A 19859-nucleotide genomic window follows, 5' to 3' on the forward strand; every position below is an offset into this window, starting at 1 on the left:
CGAGACACCGCAGATTGCCGGGGTTGCGTTTACACGAGTCAAGCGGCTGCGGGCCGCCGTGCCGCGCCGAAGAGCTGGGCGTCGCCGTGGGCACGCTTGAAGAACAGGTGCGCGTCGTGTTCCCAGGTGATGGCGATGCCGCCGTGCAACTGCACCGTCTCGGCGACTACATCGGTGAAGGCCTGCGAGCAGTGCGTGCGCGCGACCCAGACGTCCTCGGCGGCCGAGGCGGCGCCGGTCGCCAGCGATTCGGTGGCCAGTCGCGACACCGATTCCGCCGATTCCACCAGGACGTACATGTCGGCCATGCGGTGCTTGAGGGCCTGGAAACTGCCGATCACCCGGCCGAATTGCACGCGGGACTTGGTGTATTCCACCGTCGTCTCCAGACAGCGCCTGGCCGCGCCGACCTGTTCGGCGGCAAGAGCGACCCACGCGATCTCGCGCAGCTTGCGAGTGAGTTCGGCGGAATCGCCGGAGCCGAGACGGCGGGCGGGGACCGATGCGAAGCTCACCTCGGAGAGCTTGCGTGTCGGATCGAGAGCGGGCACCGTCCGCCGGGTGACGCCCTCGGCGTCGGCGTCGACCTCGAACCAGCCGGTCGCGGTGACCACGATCAGCGTGCCCGCGCCGGTCGCGTCGAGCACGTAGTGGGCGGTGCCGTCGAGGGTGTCGCCCTCGGCGCGCACCCCCGGCTCGTCCCAGCCGCGCGGCCCGGCCCAGCACACCGCGAGGGTGCGCGAACCTTCGGCGACCTCGGGCAGCAGCCGTTCGCAGGCCTCGGTATCGCCGGACAGCAACAGCGCCTGCACGCCCAGCACCGCCGAGCCCAGCATCGGAACCCCGGCCAGCGTGCGGCCGAGTTCGCCCACCACGAGCAGGGATTCGACCAGGCTCGCGCCGACGCCGCCGTACTCCTCGGGGATCGCGAGCGCGGCCACACCGATCTGCTCGCACAGCAGCCGCCACAGGGCGGGGTCGTAGCCGAGGTCGGTGTCCATGGCCGCGCGCACCGACTCCGGCTTGGCGTGCTTGGTCAGCAGCGCGCGCACCGAATCGGCGAATTCCTTGCGTTCGGTCTCGTCGAGGCTCATGCGATGCCCCGTTCCCGGCGCAGCTCGGCGGCGATGCGGGCGCGATGCGCGGCGGCGGTGCCCCAGGCCGAGCGCAGCGCGGTGACCCTGGTCAGCCACAGCGACAGGTCGTATTCGGCGGTGTAGCCGATCGCGCCGTGCACCTGCAGCGCCGCGCGGGCGGCGGAGTAGGCGGCCTCGTCGCAGGCCACAGCCGCGGCGGAGACGTCGCGGGCGCGGGTCGGGTCGTCGAAGGTCAGCGCGGCCCGGTGCAGCAGCGGTTCGGCCAGGTCGAGGGCGATGAGGACGTCGGCCAGCTTCTGCTTGACCGCCTGGAACTCACCGATCGGCTTGCCGAACTGCTTGCGCTGCTTGGCGTATTCGGTGGCGGCGTGCAGCAGGGCCCGGCCCGCGCCCCATTGCGCCGCCGCCGAGGCCAGGACACCGGCGTCGAAGGCGCGGGCCGCGGCCGTACGCACCTGCTCGCCTTCGGCCACGATCTCGCCCGCCTCGACGGCGAACAACCGGCGGGCCGGGTCGATCGAGCGGATCGGGGCGCCCGGTGTACCCACCGAGAGGGTGTCGCCGGAGACGAGCAGGACCAGGTCGGCCTCGTCGGCGTCGACCGCGACGGCCCGGCCGCCCGGCTCGGCGAAGGCGATGGTGCCCAGTGTCGATCCGGCGGCGATGCCGGGCAGCCAGCGCTGCGCCGGTCCGGGATCGGAAAGCGCTTGCAGGAGCGCGGGAATGGCGGCGGCGCTCTCGGTGAGCGGGCCGGGCGCGGCGGCGCGGCCGAGTTCGACGAAGGCGACCACCAGGTCGATCGGCTCCGCGGCCGCGCCGTCGTGATCCTCGCCGATGGCCAGGCCGAGCACGCCCTGTTCGGCGAGCTGGCCGATCAAGGCGCGGCCGGGTGCGCGGTCACCGGACGACCACGCGCGCACCGCCGCGGGCGCGCGCCCGCTGTCGAGCAGTTTGCGCACGCTGCCTGCGAAGTCGAGCTGTTCGGGGCTGAGCGCGAACCTCATCGGCTGCTCCCTCTCGGTAGACCGAGCAGCCGCTCGGCGATGATATTGCGCTGGATCTCGTTGGTACCCGCGTAGATCGGGCCCGACAGCGAGAAGAGGTAACCGTCGGTCCAGGCGCTGGATTCCTCGGCCCGCGCGCCGAGCACGTCCAGTGCGGTCTCGTGCATGGCGATGTCGAGCTCGGACCAGAACACCTTGGTGATGGAGGATTCCGCGCCCAGCTTGCCGCCCTCGTTCAGGCGGGTGACGGTGCCCCAGGTGTGCAGGCGGTAGGCCTCGCTGCGGATCCAGGCGTCGACCACGGCATCGCGGGCAGCGGTGTCGGATTCGTCGGCGCGCTCGGCCCACAGGTCGATCAGCCTGCTCGCGGTCGCGGTGAACCGGCCGGGGCTGCGCAGCGAGAGGCCGCGCTCGTTGCTGGAGGTGCTCATCGCCACCCGCCAGCCCTCGCCGGGCGCGCCGATGACGTCGTGATCGGGGACGAACACCTCGTCGAGGAAGATCTCGGCGAAACCGGGCTCACCGTCGAGCTGGGGGATCGGCCGCACCGACACGCCCTCGGCGGTGAGCGGGAACATCACGTAGGTCAGGCCCTTGTGGCGTTCGGCTTCCGGGTCGCTGCGGAACAAGCCGAAAGCCCAGTCCGCGAACGTCGCTCGCGAACTCCAGGTCTTCTGCCCGCTGAGCAGCCAGCCGCCCTCGGTGCGCCGCGCGGTCGAGCGGATACCTGCCAGGTCGCTGCCCGCCTCCGGCTCCGACCAGGCCTGCGCCCAGATGTCGTCGCCACGGGCCATGCGCGGCATGATCCGGTCGAGTTGTTCTGGGGTGCCGTGCTCGAACAGCGTCGGCGCGAGCAGGAAGATGCCGTTCTGGCTCACCCGGGCGGGGGCCTGCGCGGCGTAGTACTCCTGCTCGAAGAGCACCCATTCCAGCAGGGACGCGTCGCGGCCGCCGTATTCGCGCGGCCAGGCCACCACCGAGAAACGCGCCTCGGCGAGCGTGTGCTCCCACCGGCGGTGCGCCTCGAAGCCCTCGGCGGTGTCCATCGAGGGCAGCGGCTGCGCGGGCTTGTGCGCGGCGAGGAATTCGCGGACCTCGCGCTGGAAGTCCTGTGCCGCCTGATCCAGTTCCAGGTCCACTACGCTTTCCCGTTCTGCTCTGCCGACGAGGCGCCCGCCTCGCTGGAAGCCGCGCCCGCGGAACTCGCCGAATCGCGCATGCTCCTGGCGTTCATGCCACCCAGCGAATCCGCGCCGACCTCGGCATTGTGCGCGTGCGCGAAGTGATGCAGGCCGAACACCGAGTCCATGCCCGCGCGCATGCCCATCAGATCCTCGGCCTGGTTGACCGCCTTCTTGGTCAGCGCCAGCCCGAAACGCGGCATGGCGGCGATCTTCTCGGCCAGCGCGAACGTCTCGGCCTCCAGCTCGGCGCGCGGCACCACCCGGTTCACCATGCCCCACTCCTTGGCCGTCGCGGCGTCGAAGCGGTCACCGGTGTAGAGGAATTCCTTGGCCTGACGCGGGCCGAGCATCCACGGGTGGGCGAAGTACTCCACGCCAGGAATGCCCATGCGCACCACCGGATCGGAGAAGAAGGCGTCCTCGGAGGCCACGATCAGGTCGCACACCCAGGCCAGCATGAGCCCGCCCGCGATGCACGCGCCCTGCACCATGGCGATGGTCGGCTTGGGAATCTCCCGCCACCGCCGGCACATGCCCAGGTAGACCTCGGACTCGCGAGCGAAACGCTGATCGCCGCCGACCTTGTCGACGTGGTCCCACCACAGCACGGCCTTGTTGTCGTAGCGCACGTGATGGTCGCGTCCGGGGGTGCCGATGTCGTGGCCCGCGCTGAAATGCTTGCCGTTGCCCGCCAGCACGATCACCCCGACCTCGTCGTCCTCGACCGCGCGCACGAAGGCCGCGTCCAGGGCGTAGGTCATCACCGAGTTCTGCGCGTTGCGGTAGTCGGGTCGGTTCATCGTGATGACGGCGACGCGGCCGCGCCGCTCGTAGGTGACTACCTCACCTTCGTCGGGCACCCCGGCGGGTTGGTCTGACATTACGAATTCTCCTCACGTTTTTCGCCGTCACGGAGCTGCCGCTTGAGCACTTTCCCGGCCGCGCTGTAGGGCAACTGGTCGCGGAACTCGATCGCGCGCGGCACCTTGAAATTGGCCAGCACGGTTTTGGCGTGTGCGATGACCTGGTCCTCGGAGAGCGTGGCGCCGGGCTTGGGCACCACGAACGCCTTGCCGACCTCGCCCATCCGCTCGTCCGGAATCCCGACGACCGCGGATTCGGCCACGCCGTCCAGACGCGCCAGGGCCTGTTCGACCTCGGCGGGATAGACGTTGAAGCCGCCGCTGATGTACATGTCCTTGAGCCGGTCGGTGATCTTCAGATATCCGCGCTCGTCGACGGTGCCGATGTCGCCGGTGTGCAGCCAGCCCTCGGCGTCGATGGCCTCGGCGGTGGCCTCGGGATCGTCGAGATAGCCGAGCATGATGTTCGGGCCCCGCAGCAACACCTCGCCGGAGCCGGCGAGTTTCAGTTCGAACCCGGGAATGGGCCTGCCGCAGGTGTTGGCCACGGTAGCCGCGTCGTCGCCGGTGTCGCACATGGTGCCGAATCCGGCGGACTCCGACAGGCCGTAGGCGGTGAGCACCACGTCGAAGGCCAGTTCCTCGCGCATCCGCTCGATCAGCACCACCGGCACGGTGGCCGCGCCGGTCACCGCGACCCGCAGCGAACTCAGGTCGTAGGAGGCGCGATCAGGGAAATCGAGGATGGTCTGGTAGATCGTCGGCGGGCCGGGCAGCACGGTGATCCGCTCGGAACCGATGAGCCGCATGGTCTGCGGCACGTCGAAGGTGACCTGCGGGACGATCGTCGCCCCGGTGACCACACAGGCCAGAATGCCCGCCTTGTATCCGAAGTTGTGGAAGAACGGGTTGACCACCAGGTACCGGTCGTCGGTGCGCAGCGTCGCGCACTCGGCCCAGGCGCGCACCACCGACAGTGCCTGGCGATGGGCCACCAGCGTGCCCTTGCTCCGGCCGGTGGTGCCGGAGGTGAACAGGATGTCGGACAGGTCGTCGGGGGAGACCTCGCGTGCCCGCTGCTCGGCCGCCTCGACAGGCACCGATTCGGCGGCTGCTTGCAGATCCGGCCAGTTCAGCGTGTGCGCGTCGGTCTCGACCGAGGTGCCCGGCTCGACCGGGATCACCACGACCGTCTCGATCGCGAGTTCCGGCGCGGCCGCGCGCAGTTCGGCCAGGCGGTCGCGGCCCAGGAAGGTGCCCGAGACGAACAGCGCCGCCGGATGCACGCGGGCCAGCACGTCGGCGGCCTCGTCGGCGACATAACGGGTGTTCAGCGGCACCAGCGCCGCGCCCGCGTACTGCGCGGCCAGCGCCGCGACCACCCAGTGATGGGTATTGGGAGCCCACATCGCCACCCGGTCGCCGCGGCGCACTCCGCGGGCGATCAGCGCGCGCGCTGTGCGCTGGACCTCGGCCAGCAGGCCGGACCAGTCGAGGCGGACCTCGCCGTCGGCGAGCGCGGGCGCGTCGCCGTACGACCGCGCGGCCTCGTGCAGGGCCAGCGGTGTCGTCTGTGCAGGAACGGTCACGGATTTCCTCACCGTCGGTGCGCGTGCCGGTCGGAGCCGACTCGAGCAGCGCTCTACAAAGCAAGTGCTTGGTAGGTTATCCTACCGACGTGGTTGCGATCCAGACCTCAGAATCCAGTACCGCTGCGCAGGACGCGCGGTTTTGCGCGGAAGTGCGCGCATGGCTGGCGGACAATCTCGACGGAGAATTCCGTGACCTGCGCGGACTCGGCGGCCCAGGCCGCGAACACGAGGCCTTCGACGAACGGCTCGCGTGGGACCGGCACCTGGCCGCGGCGGGGTGGACCTGCCTGGGCTGGCCGGAGGAATACGGCGGGCGCGCCGCCAGCGTGCGCCAGCAGGTGATCTTCCACGAGGAGTACGCCAAGGCGAACGCGCCCGCGCGGGTCTCGCACGTGGGCGAGGAACTGCTCGGCCCCACCCTGCTCGCCTTCGGCACCGAAGAGCAGAAGCGCCGATTCCTGCCCGGCATCCGCAATGTCACCGAACTGTGGTGCCAGGGCTACTCCGAGCCCGGCGCGGGTTCGGACCTGGCCGCCATCACCACCGCCGCCCATCTCGACGGCGACCAGTGGTCGATCAACGGCCAGAAGATCTGGACCTCGCTTGCCCATGTCGCCGACTGGTGTTTCGTGGTCGCCCGCACCGAGAAGGGCTCCGCCAGGCACAAGGGCCTGTCGTACCTGCTGGTGCCGATGAACCAGCCCGGCATCGAGGTCCGCCCGATCATCCAGCTCACCGGCACGTCGGAATTCAACGAGGTGTTCTTCGACGACGCGCGTACCGATGCCGATCTCGTCGTCGGCGAACCGGGCGACGGCTGGCGGGTGGCGATGGGCACCCTCGCCGTCGAACGCGGCATCTCGACCCTGGGCCAGCAGATCCGGTTCGCCCGGGAACTGGCCGATGTCGAGGACTTGGCCAAGCGCACCGGCGCGGTCGAGGACCCGCTGCTGGCCGATCGCATCGACCGGGCCTGGGTGGGCCTGCGGGTGCTGCGCGCGCATGCCCTGCGCACGATGGCCGGGCACGGCATCGACGAATCCGGGCAGGCCTCGGTGGCGAAGTTGTTGTGGGCCAACTGGCATCGCGGGCTCGGCGAGCTGGCGATGGCGGTGCGCGGCGCGGAAGGTTTGGTCGCGGGTGCGGCCGGCTCGACGTCGGCTGCCGCGGGCTCCGGCGCCGCCGCGGCGAGTGCCGACGATCTCGACGAATGGCAGCGGCTGTATCTGTTCACCCGCGCCGACACGATCTACGGAGGTTCGAACGAAGTGCAGCGCAACATCATCTCCGAGCGGGTGCTCGGTCTGCCGAGGGAGGCCCGTCCGTGAGTGAGAGCACGCAGAATTCGGGCGGCCCGTTGTCGGTGGCGCCGCAGCCGGTGGCCGGTCACGGCCTGCTGACCGGACGGGTCGCGGTCATCACCGCGGCCGCGGGCACCGGTATCGGCTCGGCCACCGCACGGCGACTGCTGTCCGAGGGCGCCGACGTGGTGATCTCCGACTGGCACGAGCGCCGCCTCGGCGAGACCGAGATCGAGCTGAAAGGCGAGTTCCCCGAACGCCGGATCGCCGCGATCGTCTGCGATGTGCAGAGCACCGCGCAGGTGAACGACCTCGTCAGCGGCGCGTCAGCGGCGCTCGGTCGCATCGACATCATGGTCAACAACGCCGGTCTCGGCGGCGAGACGCCGGTGGCCGACATGACCGACGAACAGTGGGATCGCGTCCTCGACATCACCCTCAACGGCACCTTCCGCTGCACCAGGGCCGTGCTGAACTACTTCCGCTCGGCCGGCCACGGCGGCGTGATCGTCAACAACGCCAGCGTGCTGGGCTGGCGTGCGCAGTACGGGCAGGCGCACTACGCGGCGGCCAAGGCGGGTGTCATGGCGCTGACCCGGTGCAGCGCGATCGAGGCCGCCGAATTCGGCGTGCGGATCAACGCGGTCGCGCCGAGCATCGCCCGGCATGCCTTCCTGGACAAGGTCTCCTCCACCGAACTGCTCGACCGGCTCTCCGAGGGTGAGGCGTTCGGCCGCGCCGCCGAGCCGTGGGAAGTGGCCGCGACCATCGCGATGTTGGCCAGCGACTACACCACCTACCTCACCGGTGAGGTCGTCTCGATCAGCAGTCAGCGGGCCTGAACGCCGAGTCGAGGTCGCCAAGCACCCTTCCGTCTGGGTGCCTGAGCATTGAAAGACGGGAAAGCGCTGGGCCGGGGCGAGCCGTGACGCGCAGAGCGCTGCTCGGCCCCCGCCGACGCGCCCCTGTCCCCAGCCGATAACGCATGCGCGCCTCGATTGGCTTCTGCGAGTTGCTACACGCAGTGACGGCACCGACGAATCCGCGCTAAAGTTCGTTCATGAGTGTTGGGGGGATGCCAACTTCGGGTCAAGACCTCTCGGTCGTGCCCGAGAAGGTGCGTGAGGTAGGCGCGTACGTCTACGAATTGTCCGAGGCGTTGCGAACGGCGCTGGATTCCGCTGCAAGGGAAGTCGATTCGCTGGTCGACGGTACTTGGACCGGTGACGCGGCGAACGAGTTCTCAGAGGGCTGGAGGGATGTCCGCGACGGCGGTGCCCAGATCATGACCGCTCTGACCGAGATGGCGGAGAGGCTCGGTGTCACCGCCGATTCCTATCGTGCTCGCGACGAGAGTAACGCTTCGAGTCTGGACGTTTCGAGTTTGGATTTGCCGTGAGTTCACAATTTTCGGTGGATCTAGACCACCTCGATGAGATCGTGGCGCGCTTGTCGGGACTGGCAGGCTATATCGGTGACCACCTCGATGAGATCGACGACAGGGTCGCTACCTTGACTGGCACCGGCTGGGAAGGCGTCGCTGCACAGGCGTATGCCGACGCCCACTCGCAATGGGCTGTCGGCGCACGGGAGTTCGTGGAAGGCGTCCGCGATATGAGCGATGCCGCCAGGGTGGCGCACGCACGGTACACGCGGGCTGTCGAGACCAACTACAAGATGTTCAACGGGGGATAAGCGCTGTGGGCGTACTGGTCATCGACTGGCAGACCTACTACGAAGCCGCCAAGAAATGTCACGACCTCGCCGCCGACCTCCGTACCGCCGACAAACCGGTCCACGATGCCATCAAAGGTGAATGTGCGGGCATGGCGGGTGACACGGCGGGGTGTGAGAACTGGGCGGCAGCATACGACAGTGCGGCTTTACAGACGATGCAGACCTGCACGAATCTGGCCGACGCGCTCACCAACTTCGGCAATATGCTCTACGCCGCAGGATACAACTGGGCGCTGAGCAACAAATCCGATCCGATGCCCGACCGACCCGCCGTGTCGGCGATGTCGGAGCATAGAGTGTCGATCCCGAGTTCTAAAGGCAGCGACGGCGATGGCGTCATCGAAGGCAATGGCAGCCTCCCCGGCTTCTACGACGCATTGGTCGGCGAGATCCAGAAAGAATTCGGGAGCAATCTCCCCAACGGGAATAAAGACAAACTTGCCGTCGCCGCATCAACGTGGAAGACGTTCGCCGAACACTCCGCCATCACCGGCGCAGCTGCCCGAATTGCGGAAATCAGCGGCCTTTTCGACGATATCCAGGACAAGAAGGGCGGTCTCGAAGCCCTCCTCGGACACCTCACCACACTGAAGGGCGGCGCCACCCAACTCGCATCCGCGTCCATCAATCTCGCCGCGCCGGTCGGGGACTACAGCAATGCCACCGCCGAGGTACGGGAGAAGTTCAAATCAGCGGTCACAAACGCTCTGATCGCGGCCGGGACAACAGTTCTTATCGGTGTAGCAGCCTCCTGGATCACCGCTGCCCTCAGCAATGTCGCCGCCGGGGTGGGCGTCGTGGCCATTGCTGGCAACACCGCGAGAGTGCTCAAGAGCGCCTATGACGTCAGCAAGCTCTACCGAATAATCGGTGCTGCCGCGGCAACAGCGGGCACCGCCGCCTTCGTGGTCACCGCCTTCGACGAGATGCCGGATCTCACCGGCATCGCTGCCGAACTCGCCGCTATCGTCGTCATGAAGGTGTATCTGGATGCCGATGACGCAGAGGACATCAACTCGACAAGTCCGAGCGGAGCATTCACGAATGCGTCGCTGACGACCAAAGTCAACAAGATCGCGAACTATTATGGCGTTCCCGCGCAGGAAGTGAGGGACGCGATCCACAAAATCAAGGCGCAAGGGGCGTGGCGCGGCGATGGTGCCAACAAGAATCCGGATGTCGTCGTCGACTTGGATACCGGCGAGGTGTATGTGAAGCTGCCCGGCGGTGAAGTGTCCGAAGACAGCCTCGGAAACATACTCGACGAGTTGGAAGATTGACGTGAACAAGTCGCGCTCGGAGATCGAAGAGTACGAAGACAGGTGGATTCTGCGGCCTATGCGTGGCGCCCGTGTCATACGTACGCTCTGGCATCCAGAACATGTTGAATTCGAGACGGATACACCGTTTCGGATCGTCGTCGGGTACGGGGCCGAGATGGCGCGCGGTTCTATAGCGGAGGAGGCGCCGTCGCGTCATGCGATCGGCCATTGGGCGAGGGATGAAGTCGAGCAGATGGTCTCGGCGACGATTCTGTCGCCAGTGTTCTTCAAATCTGGAAGCCTGCGTATCGCTTTCAGGAACGGATGGGCACTATTCGTTTCCGGTCGGCATCCTGAAGTGTCGGCCGCCGTAATCTTCCGCGACATTCCGATGTGGAACCGCTCCGGCCTGGTCGACAGTGGTGAGTTCTCCGTGGTTGCGGTCGATCGGTGGACCGGACGGAGGATCGACGCTCCACCCTGGCCGCCACGACCTTCGGATATCGACACAGACTCCGACGACATCAACGGCTGAGCGTGCCGGCGACGGGCGGCGTCGGACCGAACTGCTAGGAAGCGGTTCGGCCGCCATCTAGCACCAAGCAAATGCTTGGTTGTACTATGGCCAACGTGACCGCACCAGACGCCTCGAAATCAGCACGGCGCAACGAACTGCTCGGCCTGGCCGCCGAGCTGTTCGCCGAACGGGGCCTGCGTGCGACGACGGTGCGCGATATCGCCGACTCCGCGGGCATCCTGTCCGGCAGTCTCTACCACCACTTCGATTCCAAGGAGTCGATGGTCGACGAGATCCTGCGCGGCTTCCTCGACGATCTGTTCGGCCGCTACCGCGAGATCGTCGCCGCGGGCCTGAGCTCGCGCGACACCCTGGAAGCCCTGGTGCTCGCCTCCTACGAATCCTTCGACCGCCACCACGCGGCCGTGGCCATCTACCAGGCCGAGGCCAAGCGCCTGCGCGACGCCGAACGATTCGCCTACATCGACGAATACAACCGCGAGTTCCGCGAGCTATGGCACCAGGTGCTCACCAACGGCGTCGCGGATGGCAGCTTCCGCCCCGAACTGGACGTGGAACTGGCCTACCGCTTCCTGCGCGACACCGTGTGGGTGGCGGTGCGCTGGTACCGCCCCGGCGGACCGATCACCGTCGAGACCCTCGCCAAGCAATACCTCACCATCGTGCTCGACGGACTCACCGTGCCCGAGCGCACCGACCAGGCGTAGCGCCTCCCCGCGCAATCACACCGCCGCGTCACCACTAGGAGTTCAGATGTCCGCACCCTCCGCTCGCCGCCCCTACGCCCCGATGCGCGACGCCTACGTCGTCGACGCGGTGCGCACTCCCGTCGGCAAGCGCAACGGCGCACTGGCAGGCGTGCATCCGGCCGATCTCGGCGCGGCCGCGCTGCGTGGCCTGTTCGACCGCCAGCCGCTCGACCCGGCCCGCGTCGACGACGTCATCGTCGGCTGCGTCGACAATGTGGGCCCGCAGGCGGGCAATATCGGCCGCACCATGTGGCTGGCGGCCGGCTACCCCGAAGAGGTGCCCGGCGTCACCGTGGACCGCCAGTGCGGCTCCAGCCAGCAGGCCATCAACTTCGGTGCCCAGGCCATCATGAGCGGCACCGCCGAGGTGATCGTCGCGGCGGGCGTGCAGAACATGAGCGCCATCCCGATCTCGGCGGCCATGCTGGCGGGCAAGGAGTACGGCTTCGACTCGCCGTTCGTCGGCGCGCAGGGCTGGGACCACCGCTACGGCACCGGCGAGGTCTCGCAGTTCCGCGGCGCGCAGATGATCGCCGAGAAGTGGGACATCACCCGCGAGGACATGGAGCGCTGGGCGCTGCGCAGCCACGAACGCGCCCGCGACGCCATCAAGAACGGCCGCTTCGACGGCGAGATCGTGCCGGTCGGCGACTTCTGGATCGATCAATGCCCGCGCGAGACCAGTCTGGAGAAGATGGCCTCGCTGCCTGCCCTGGCCGAGGGCAGCCCGCTGACCGCCGCCGTGGCCAGTCAGATCTGCGACGGCGCGTCCGCCACCCTGCTCGCCTCGGAGTGGGCGGTGCAGGAATACGGGCTGAAGCCCCGCGCCCGCATCCACCACGTCAGTGCCCGCGGCGCCGACCCGATCTTCATGCTCACCGCGCCGATCCCGGCCACCAAGTGGGCGCTGGAGAAGACCGGCCTGACCATCGACGACATCGACGTGGTGGAGATCAACGAGGCGTTCGCCCCGGTGGTGCTGGCCTGGATCAAGGAGACCGGCGCGGACCCGGAGAAGGTGAACGTCAACGGCGGCGCGATCGCCCTGGGGCACCCGCTCGGCGCCACCGGCGCGAAGCTGTTCGCCACCCTGCTCAACGAGTTGGAGCGTCGCAGCGGTCGTTACGGCCTGCTCACCATCTGTGAGGGCGGCGGCACGGCCAACGTGACCATCATCGAGCGCTTGGATCACTGATCCGCTCCTGATCGCCCTCCGGGACAGCGGTATTCACGGGGACAGCCGCGAATACCGCTGCCAGGCAGGGTCGAAACGACGATCAGCCCGACCCGCAGGTCAGGCATCGAGGCGGCAGAACCATTGCTGAAGGTCACCGCTGGGGACACCATGTGGCTCATACCCGCAACGCTCGAAAAGACGTTGACTGGCGAAGTTCCGAGTATGGATGTTCGCGGTCGCGAACAAAGCGCCTGCCTCGCTCGCTCGGGCATCTCCGAGGGCGGCGATGTGTGCTTCCTTCAATGTCCGGTCGGCAACCGACCCGCCTTGGCCGCGAACTGTTGTACTGACGCCGATCACCCCGACATGCACAGAAAACCTCCCGGCGGCGGCATCCGGCATCAAATGGGCGACTGCGAGGATCTCGCTGTCGGTGAGCGACCAGCCGACTACCAGCAGATTGCCTGGTCGGAAGTAATGCGAACTCTGTCGAATGAAGCCTTGCGCATCCCATTCCCACTGCTTCGGATGAGGTAGCTTTCGTCCCTGCGGCGTCTTGGGATGAGGATCGGTACAGGAAAACGTCTGAAATGGATGATTTTTCACCTCTCGGCGTTCGGTGATGGTGCCCCAGCGGATGTCAGGTGGATTCACTGCGCGGACCGACCGCGTGCAGCCAGCCAGTCCTCGAGATCGGTGACACTCGGCGGCGCGGCAAATACACGCTCGTAGTCGTCGTCAGCTTCGATGTCGTCGGGCTCGGGAAAATCGATCTCATCGACAGGCACGTCCAACACCCACGCAAGATGTTCGGGCGAGGTCGCACCGGCCCCGACTCGCTTCTGAAGTGCGTCGACCAGGGCCGCCGGAAACACGCGGGCCGCCGACTGTTGCTGGCGAACGATCAATTGCTTCACACCACCGATCGCCACACGCTCCTCGCTCGCATTGGCGCGAAGCAGATCCAGTGTGCGCCGCTTCAGCGCGGCGACCACCTCCGCCGACACCGGCACACCCAGCGATCCCAGTCGAATACTCAAAGCCTGTGTGGATACCCCTGTCTGCCAGAGGAATTCCGCCACCGCAGGCTCGTCCATCCGAAGCCAATCCTCCCGGACTACCAGGTCCTCCGGCATCAACAACTTTGCCGCGAATCGGTTCGCGGGCGCCTCGTCCGCTTCTCCGGGATCGGAGTTTCCGTTGTGGTGTCCGAGCGCCAGGTGGGCCAGTTCATGAGCCAACGACCAGTTGCTCCGGAACCAGTACGGCGTGGTCGTGAGTATGACGACCGAACGGGAGCCGATGCTCAGCGAGTAGTCGGTGGACAGCATCGGCAGACGTACCACGTCGACATCCAGTCGGTCCTCGACTCTTGCGCCGTAGTCCCTGACGAAGTGTTCGCCCAATGCCGCCCGCATGGCCACGGGAGTCTCGGGCAGCGGTGCACTCGGAGAAGGTCCGTCCGGGTAGGCCGCGGCATACGTTTCGACCACACGATCGAGTAGCTCCTCGTCCTCCGGACGGCCGGCGTTGGCTCGGAGCCTCTGAGCGGGGTCCCAGCTGTGCCGAGCCGCGATCTTCACGCGATGCGGATCCTGCTCCCCGGTGACCAGCCAGTAGAGATCGGCCTCGAGTGCGTCCGCGATCCGGGCGAGTTCCACCGAAGAGAACCCTCGCTGCCCATTCAGAGCGCGCGACAGTGCGTCGGTCTTCATGCTCGTTCGCTCCGCGAGCTGACGCTGACTCCACCCATCCGGCATGACGGATCGAATTCGCTCACCCACCGCGCGCAGCTCATCGTCCATGTCTCCAGGCTAGCCCTGGTGTTGGGAATTTCCCAACACGTATTCGGTGCGGTCGTCCCTCGTCGTTCCGGGCTCATGAAGCACGATGGAAAAGCGGTCCCTCACTACAATCGGGGTCGAGACGTGCGGGACGTGGGAGGGGATCACGTGGCGATTCAGGCCGTGGTGTTCGATGTCGGCGAGACATTGGTGGACGAGACCCGAGTATTCGGCGCCTGGGCTGACTGGCTCGGCGTTCCCCGGCACACGTTCGCCTCCGTATTCGGCGCGACCCTCGCTCGGGGGCTGGACCACCGCGAGACCTTCCAGGTGTTCCGCCCGGGGTTCGACCTCGCCGCCGAGCGGGAGGCCCGCGCCGCCGCAGGTCAGCCGGAGTCGATCGGCGAGGACGACCTGTACGCGGACGTGCGTCCCGCCCTGACCGAACTCCGGGCACTGGGAATTCGGGTCGGCGTAGTCGGCAACCAGACAGCGCGCGCCGGCGGGCTACTCCGCGGACTCGAGCTGCCCTGTGACTTCATCGCGACCTCCGACGACTGGGGCGTGTCCAAGCCCGACACCGCGTTCTTCGATCGGATCGTCGAGGAAGCCGGGCTGCCGGCCGACGACATCGTGTATGTCGGTGACCGTCTCGACAACGACCTGGCCCCGGCCAAGGCGGTCGGGATGCGGACGGCGTTCATCCAGCGTGGCCCATGGGGCTGGATCCACCGCGACTCGCCGTTGGTGGAGGAACTGGCCGATTTCCGGATCGACCTTTTGACCGAACTTCCCGCCCTCGTCGCGGCTGACGGCCGCTCGGTCAGCTGAGCCGGGCGCTGCCCGGGAGTGATAGGGGGACAAGGGGTCTCGTGCCGTCGGCGAGTTCGCGGAAGATCGCCTCGGCGGGCGAGCCGGGATCGGCGCAGTAGATGATGATCCGCTGGTCGCTGTCGGGCAGATGCAGTACCTGGCATTCGAAGTCGAGTTCGCCGAATTCCGGGTGGGTGACGCGCTTGCGGTGGTTGCGGCGTTCGGCGACGTCCTGGGCGGCCCACATCTCGGCGAAACGCGGTGCTGTGCCGAGCAGTTCGGTCACCAGGGCGCGCAGGCCCGGATTGCCGGGATAGCGGGCATAGGCGGCGCGCAGGTCGGCGACGGTGGTCCTGGCGAAGTGCGCGGTTTCCGGGTCCGACCAGCGCGGGTCGTCGGCCGGGCGGCGGAACGCCCAGCGCACCAAGTTGCGGTCTGACGCGGGCATGTCGGTGAGGTCGGAGATGAAGAACACGGCCATGGCGTTCCAGGCCAGGATGTCGTAGCTCGCGTCGACCACGTAGGCGGGCATGGCGGTCAGGCCGTCGAGGATGGCGCGCACAGCGACGGAGACGGTGCGGTTCGGGCCTGCCACGACGGGCGGCTGGTGCCCGGCGGTGCGGAACAGGTAGTTGCGTTCGTCGGCGGTGAGCATCAGTGCCCTGGCCAGCGCGCCGATCACCTGCGCCGAGGGATGCGGGCCGCGGGCCTGTTCGAGGCGCACGTAGTACTCGACGGAGATGCCCGCCAGCTGTGCGACCTCCTGCCGCCGCAGGCCGGGTGTGCGGCGTGGTCCGGTCTGTGGCAGTCCCACATCGGCGGGCAGCAGGTCGGCGCGGCGGGCCCGCAGGAACGCCGCGAGATCGGTCCGATTCGCCATGATCCGATTGTGCGCGCTGCGACGGCGGCCAGGGTGGTACCGCCGATACCACCCTGGCAGCCCGGGGCAGCAGGCCGCGAGGAGTTGGCGACTCGGTGTCAGTGTTCGAGGGGCCGGAGTCCGATTATCGTTCGGGCGCTGGCGTAGGTGTAGTGGCCCTTATCGTGTGCGGCGAGTTGGCCGGATCCGGTGAGGGCCTCGGTGTCGGTGTTGACGGCGAGGAAGGGAATGTCCCAGGAGATTGCGCCGGTTCGGGGGTCGATTGCCCAGAGTCCGGTGTAATCGGAGAGGACTACGGTGTGGCCGTCCCAGCCCAGGATCGAGCCGAAGCGGGTGGTGTCGGTCCGCCACAGCCGGTGTCCGGTGCGTAAGTCGAGGCCGGTTGTGGTGTGCGCGTCGGTGTCTTGTAGGAGGGCGACGTCGCCGAAGATCGCCGCTGCGGTGCCGGTCGTGGCGTCGGTTTCCTGGGGTGCGGAAATCAGGTCGCAGCTGGTCCAGAGGAGGCGGCCGGTGCGGCGGTCATAGCCGCTGTCGCCGAGCAGGACGGGAACGGTGTCGTCGGTGGGGAGGTCGATCGAAAGAGTTTGTGCGACTTTGCTATTGGAGGTGGCAATGGCGCGGCCGGTGCGGTCGAGGAGGTCGCTGCCGGTGATTTCGTGGCCGCCGCATTCGGTTCGGGCGCGCACGAGCAATGCGCCGCTGGTTGCGCCGGCATCGGAGCATCCGTCCTGGGTGGTGGTCCAGGTCGGCTTCCCGCTGGCGAGGTCGAACCCGGCGATATCGGCGCCGAGGGTGAAGACACCCTGGCCGTGGGACACGTCCAAGGACTCGAAGGGCAGGTCTTCCCACAACGTACCCATGTCGAATGTCTGAGACCAGTACGCATCAGGGTCGGCGAGGGTGCCGGCATGGACGCGCACGTCGTCGGATTCGACGTCGCCCTCGGCGACGTACACGCGATCATCGAGTGTCGCGATGGCGAAGGGAAACAACTTTGTCGGTGTGCGGGTGACATCTCCGGTGGTGAGGTCGTAGCCGACGAGTACTCGATCGAAGCTGAAACATACGACCTGGCCATCGACAGGGGTGGACCCGCAACCGGTCAGGTCCGCGGCGGGGGTCTGCCAGCGCTTCGCGCCGGTGCCGGCATCGATGCCGACCAGCACCGGATCTCGCAGGTACCCGTCGTCCGGCACACCGAGCACCGTCACAAGTATGTCGCCACCGTCGACGAACCCTGGTCCGCCGAAGTCGAATTCGGTGCCCGCCCGCGGATCACGGAACTCCGCGCCTGCTCGTCCGAGCCCGGCAGCGCTTGTCGACCACGCGAGGCCGGGAGCGGAGTCCGCGGTGCCGGTGATCTTGCGCGTGGTGTCCTCGGGTTGTGAATGGACCACCACCGCACCGGCAGTGGCGACTACGGCCGCCGCAGCGGCGAGCACGAGGTTGCGCAGCCCGGGAATCGTTCTCATCGCGACACCTCCAGTCCCGGATTCGAGGCGATGGCCTCGAGTAGCTCGAACGGCAACGGTTCGGCGGGACCATCGCCGGAGGTGACCTGGATCCGGATCCCGGACGGGCGGGTGACGGTCACAGTGCGGGTCGTATGCGTGGAGGGTGACGGCTCCATCACTGTGCTTTGCGATTCGCGCGTCTCGACCACTGTTCCGTCCGGTAGCCGACGTGACGTCGCGCCGTCATTCGACGAAATCTCCGGCGGGAGAGGCTGTCCAATGCTGATCGCCACGCTCAACCGTGATTGCCGGCCAGGTGTGGTTATCCGAACTACCTGGCAAGCCCCGCCTCTGCTTTCCGGTAGCAGCGCCCCCAGCGGCGTGTCGAGGGTCAAGCCGTCGAGTGGAATGCGCGCCAGGACCGCGTCCCATCGACGAGCCTGGGCCTGATCGATCGCGGGGGAGGACTCCGCCCAGATATCGCAGGACTCGGGTGGGTTCGGTGTTCCGGGCGGAACCGGCGCGGTGACGCGGAGTCCGGGGACGGTGACGAGCGCGACGAGATCATCGATGGTCAGCGGGACGGTTCCGGTAGGGCCGTTTTCGTCACCGGCTTCGTCGGTGGCGTAGGCGTAGACGACGGATCCGTCGGGCAGGTAAGCGATGGCCGAGCGCAGAAGGGTGCGAACACCATTCGTCTCGGACCAGGTGTCATCGGTATCGACGATCGTGCCGTCGGGAAAGCGGCGTCTCTCATCGAGAGAGCCGGCGACGCACGGCGGGATCGGCATGGTGGACTCGCGAACGTTCACCGACAGCAAGCCCGATAGGTCGCCGCGCAGTAGCGTGGCGAGCGCGTCGGTCCAACCGCCGAACTCCTTGTCCTCCGTGGGGTCGCCGACGATCGGCTGGAATACCAGTGACCGATCCACCGGTGCGAAGGCGATCTCGACACCGGCGGGCAACGCCGCACGCAGCGCCTGCGTCATCGCGACGGCCTTGGGCCCGGAGAACCACGGATAGGACGGGTTGTCGTATTCGGGTGTTCCGAAGGTAGTCATCGAAAACGATTGGCCTGGCTGTGGCGGCTCCACGACATCACAACCCGGGATCTGCACCGGAAATGTCACCGGTGGAGTGACATACGAGTATTCGGCCGGTTCCGGCGGCTCCGAAGTGGTGGGGGTGAGCGGTGCGGTCGTCAACTCCGGCTCCCGCTCGTGCAGCAGGCCGGCGATCAGGTAGCCGGTCGCGACGATCGCCACGCACGTCAAACCCAGCGTCCAGTACTCAACGGCGGGGGAAGGTGCCGTCGCGTCCTTGCCGTCACCGTTTTCCATGTCCTGCATTGTGTCTGCCCGTTCGAGATCTGAGAAACGTCAACGGCCCGGGTCGCGAATCCCGCCTTCGTTCGGATACGCGCTTCTCGGCATTTCAGTATGCACAGACCGACTCGGTGGTAACGATGTGGTCGGAGACCGATCCGCGGACGGGTGAGGTGACGTTGTCGTATCTCTCCTCGTATGCGGGTATTCGAGGCCCGGCCTCCCTCAGACGCGCCGCGCGCTGCCCGGCAATGCCAGTGGGACAAGGGGTCTCCTGCCTTCGGCGAGTTCGCGGAAGATCGCTTCGGTGGGCGAGCCGGGATCTGCGCAGTAGATGATGATCCGCTGATCGCTGTCGGGCAGATGCAGCACCTGGCACTCGAAGTCGAGCACGCCGTATTCGGGGTGCGTGACCCGCTTGCGGTGGTTGCGGCGTTCGGCCACGTCCTGGGAGGCCCACATCTGCGCGAAACGCGGTGAGGTGCCGAGCAGTTCGGTGACCAGGGCGCCGAGGCGCGAGTTGCCGGGATAGCGGGCGTAGGCGGCGCGGAGGTCGGCGACAGTGGTCCTGGCGAATTGCAGGGTCTCCGGGTCCGACCAGCTCGGGTCGTCGGCGCGGCGACGGAACGCCCAGCGGACCATATTGCGATCCGAGGCCGGGGTGTCGGTGAGGTCGGAGATGAAGAACACGGCCATGGCGTTCCAGGCCAGGATGTCGTAGCTCGCGTCGGCCACGTAGGCGGGCATGGTGGTCAGGCCGTCGAGGATGGCGCGGACGGCGACGGAGACGGTGCGGTTCGGGCCTGCCACGACAGGCGGCTGGTGTCCGGCGGTGCGGAAAAGGTAGTTGCGTTCGTCGGCGGTGAGCATCAGGGCCCTGGCCAGCGCGCCGATCACCTGTGCCGACGGGCGCGGGCCGCGGGCCTGTTCGAGGCGCACGTAGTACTCGACGGAGATGCCCGCCAGTTGCGCGACCTCCTGACGCCGCAGGCCGGGTGTGCGTCGCGGCCCGGTCTGCGGCAGTCCGACATCCGAGGGGCGCAGGTCGGCGCGACGCGCCCGCAGGAACGCCGCAAGGTCGGTCCGATTCGCCATGTCC

Annotated in this window: 20 protein-coding genes; 9 read left to right on the forward strand and 11 right to left on the reverse strand. The window is 67.6% G+C overall.

Annotation, left to right across the window (positions count from 1 at the left end; translation table 11 throughout):
• Window positions 1-38: 38 nt before the first annotated feature.
• From NS3_RS12660 to NS3_RS12680, 5 genes are read right to left on the reverse strand one after another with little or no spacing between them, the layout of a single operon-like run.
• Entirely contained in the window at window positions 39-1094 is a 1056-nt protein-coding gene (locus NS3_RS12660; protein ID WP_067858604.1) for an acyl-CoA dehydrogenase family protein, read from the reverse strand.
• On the reverse strand, window positions 1091-2101 hold the full coding sequence (locus NS3_RS12665; RefSeq protein WP_067858607.1) for an acyl-CoA dehydrogenase family protein: 1011 nt from the start codon (window positions 2099-2101) through the stop codon (window positions 1091-1093). Before NS3_RS12665 ends, NS3_RS12660 begins: the two co-directional genes overlap by 4 nt.
• Entirely contained in the window at window positions 2098-3240 is a 1143-nt protein-coding gene (locus NS3_RS12670) for an acyl-CoA dehydrogenase family protein (protein WP_067858610.1), read from the reverse strand. Before NS3_RS12670 ends, NS3_RS12665 begins: the two co-directional genes overlap by 4 nt.
• On the reverse strand, window positions 3240-4166 hold the full coding sequence (locus tag NS3_RS12675) for an enoyl-CoA hydratase (RefSeq protein WP_067858613.1): 927 nt from the start codon (window positions 4164-4166) through the stop codon (window positions 3240-3242). Before NS3_RS12675 ends, NS3_RS12670 begins: the two co-directional genes overlap by 1 nt.
• A complete protein-coding gene (locus NS3_RS12680) occupies window positions 4166-5737 on the reverse strand; it encodes a FadD3 family acyl-CoA ligase (protein ID WP_067858616.1) in 1572 nt (523 codons plus the stop codon). The genes NS3_RS12675 and NS3_RS12680 overlap by 1 nt, the downstream gene beginning before the upstream one ends.
• 89 nt (window positions 5738-5826) lie before the next feature.
• Here NS3_RS12680 and NS3_RS12685 point away from each other — a divergent pair, with 89 nt between their 5' ends.
• The 8 genes from NS3_RS12685 to NS3_RS12715 all read left to right on the forward strand — a co-directional run bounded on the left by NS3_RS12685 (window position 5827) and on the right by NS3_RS12715 (window position 12522).
• Window positions 5827-7068, forward strand: a complete 1242-nt coding sequence (locus NS3_RS12685) for an acyl-CoA dehydrogenase family protein (RefSeq protein ID WP_174550466.1) — start codon at window positions 5827-5829, stop codon at window positions 7066-7068.
• Entirely contained in the window at window positions 7065-7883 is an 819-nt protein-coding gene (locus tag NS3_RS12690; RefSeq protein ID WP_067858619.1) for an SDR family oxidoreductase, read from the forward strand. The genes NS3_RS12685 and NS3_RS12690 overlap by 4 nt, the downstream gene beginning before the upstream one ends.
• 218 nt (window positions 7884-8101) lie before the next feature.
• Window positions 8102-8440 carry an ESX-1 secretion-associated protein gene (locus NS3_RS12695; protein WP_067858622.1) on the forward strand — a complete coding sequence of 113 codons (339 nt, stop codon included), beginning with the start codon at window positions 8102-8104 and terminating at the stop codon, window positions 8438-8440.
• Window positions 8437-8736, forward strand: coding sequence for a WXG100 family type VII secretion target (locus NS3_RS12700; protein WP_067858625.1), 300 nt, complete (start codon window positions 8437-8439; stop codon window positions 8734-8736). The genes NS3_RS12695 and NS3_RS12700 overlap by 4 nt, the downstream gene beginning before the upstream one ends.
• A gap of 5 nt (window positions 8737-8741) precedes the next feature.
• On the forward strand, window positions 8742-10058 hold the full coding sequence (locus NS3_RS12705) for a hypothetical protein (protein ID WP_245649586.1): 1317 nt from the start codon (window positions 8742-8744) through the stop codon (window positions 10056-10058).
• Window position 10059: 1 nt separating this feature from the next.
• The gene (locus NS3_RS29050) at window positions 10060-10575 is read left to right on the forward strand and encodes a hypothetical protein (protein WP_157101296.1); all 516 of its coding nucleotides are present in this window, start codon (window positions 10060-10062) and stop codon (window positions 10573-10575) included.
• An 86-nt stretch (window positions 10576-10661) separates the two neighbouring features.
• Window positions 10662-11285 (forward strand): TetR/AcrR family transcriptional regulator, encoded by a 624-nt coding sequence (locus NS3_RS12710; RefSeq protein WP_174550467.1) that lies wholly within the window; start codon window positions 10662-10664, stop codon window positions 11283-11285.
• A gap of 82 nt (window positions 11286-11367) precedes the next feature.
• On the forward strand, window positions 11368-12522 hold the full coding sequence (locus NS3_RS12715) for an acetyl-CoA C-acetyltransferase (protein WP_067858627.1): 1155 nt from the start codon (window positions 11368-11370) through the stop codon (window positions 12520-12522).
• A 99-nt stretch (window positions 12523-12621) separates the two neighbouring features.
• Here the strand turns inward: NS3_RS12715 and NS3_RS29055 are convergent, their stop codons facing one another.
• Window positions 12622-13158 carry a GNAT family N-acetyltransferase gene (locus NS3_RS29055; protein ID WP_157101297.1) on the reverse strand — a complete coding sequence of 179 codons (537 nt, stop codon included), beginning with the start codon at window positions 13156-13158 and terminating at the stop codon, window positions 12622-12624.
• Window positions 13155-14309, reverse strand: a complete 1155-nt coding sequence (locus NS3_RS12720) for a helix-turn-helix domain-containing protein (RefSeq protein WP_067858630.1) — start codon at window positions 14307-14309, stop codon at window positions 13155-13157. The genes NS3_RS29055 and NS3_RS12720 overlap by 4 nt, the downstream gene beginning before the upstream one ends.
• A gap of 147 nt (window positions 14310-14456) precedes the next feature.
• Here NS3_RS12720 and NS3_RS12725 point away from each other — a divergent pair, with 147 nt between their 5' ends.
• Window positions 14457-15119, forward strand: coding sequence for an HAD family hydrolase (locus NS3_RS12725; RefSeq protein ID WP_067858634.1), 663 nt, complete (start codon window positions 14457-14459; stop codon window positions 15117-15119).
• Here NS3_RS12725 and NS3_RS12730 read toward each other — a convergent pair.
• From NS3_RS12730 to NS3_RS12745, 4 genes are all read right to left on the reverse strand, one after another.
• Window positions 15112-15981, reverse strand: coding sequence for a helix-turn-helix transcriptional regulator (locus NS3_RS12730; protein WP_067858637.1), 870 nt, complete (start codon window positions 15979-15981; stop codon window positions 15112-15114). The genes NS3_RS12725 and NS3_RS12730 overlap by 8 nt on opposite strands.
• Before the next feature lie 98 nt (window positions 15982-16079).
• A complete protein-coding gene (locus NS3_RS12735) occupies window positions 16080-17423 on the reverse strand; it encodes an outer membrane protein assembly factor BamB family protein (protein ID WP_245649587.1) in 1344 nt (447 codons plus the stop codon).
• 26 nt (window positions 17424-17449) lie between these two features.
• Window positions 17450-18775 (reverse strand): hypothetical protein, encoded by a 1326-nt coding sequence (locus NS3_RS12740; protein ID WP_067858893.1) that lies wholly within the window; start codon window positions 18773-18775, stop codon window positions 17450-17452.
• 210 nt (window positions 18776-18985) lie between these two features.
• Window positions 18986-19855, reverse strand: coding sequence for a helix-turn-helix transcriptional regulator (locus NS3_RS12745; RefSeq protein ID WP_067858643.1), 870 nt, complete (start codon window positions 19853-19855; stop codon window positions 18986-18988).
• Window positions 19856-19859 lie beyond the last annotated feature (4 nt).

Source organism: Nocardia shimofusensis NBRC 100134 (assembly GCF_001613125.1).
GTDB classification, from domain to species: Bacteria; Actinomycetota; Actinomycetes; order Mycobacteriales; family Mycobacteriaceae; genus Nocardia; species Nocardia shimofusensis.

What these genes read in the sequence shown, in the direction of transcription:
- NS3_RS12660 (WP_067858604.1), bottom strand. Translation starts at nt 1,094, where the DNA reads ATGAGCCTCGACGAGACCGAACGCAAGGAATTCGCCGATTCGGTGCGC.
- NS3_RS12665 (WP_067858607.1), bottom strand. Translation starts at nt 2,101, where the DNA reads ATGAGGTTCGCGCTCAGCCCCGAACAGCTCGACTTCGCAGGCAGCGTG.
- NS3_RS12675 (WP_067858613.1), bottom strand. Translation starts at nt 4,166, where the DNA reads ATGTCAGACCAACCCGCCGGGGTGCCCGACGAAGGTGAGGTAGTCACC.
- NS3_RS12695 (WP_067858622.1), top strand. Translation starts at nt 8,102, where the DNA reads ATGAGTGTTGGGGGGATGCCAACTTCGGGTCAAGACCTCTCGGTCGTG.
- NS3_RS12710 (WP_174550467.1), top strand. Translation starts at nt 10,662, where the DNA reads ATGGCCAACGTGACCGCACCAGACGCCTCGAAATCAGCACGGCGCAAC.
- NS3_RS12715 (WP_067858627.1), top strand. Translation starts at nt 11,368, where the DNA reads ATGCGCGACGCCTACGTCGTCGACGCGGTGCGCACTCCCGTCGGCAAG.
- NS3_RS12720 (WP_067858630.1), bottom strand. Translation starts at nt 14,309, where the DNA reads ATGGACGATGAGCTGCGCGCGGTGGGTGAGCGAATTCGATCCGTCATG.
- NS3_RS12730 (WP_067858637.1), bottom strand. Translation starts at nt 15,981, where the DNA reads ATGGCGAATCGGACCGATCTCGCGGCGTTCCTGCGGGCCCGCCGCGCC.
- NS3_RS12740 (WP_067858893.1), bottom strand. Translation starts at nt 18,775, where the DNA reads ATGGAAAACGGTGACGGCAAGGACGCGACGGCACCTTCCCCCGCCGTT.
- NS3_RS12745 (WP_067858643.1), bottom strand. Translation starts at nt 19,855, where the DNA reads ATGGCGAATCGGACCGACCTTGCGGCGTTCCTGCGGGCGCGTCGCGCC.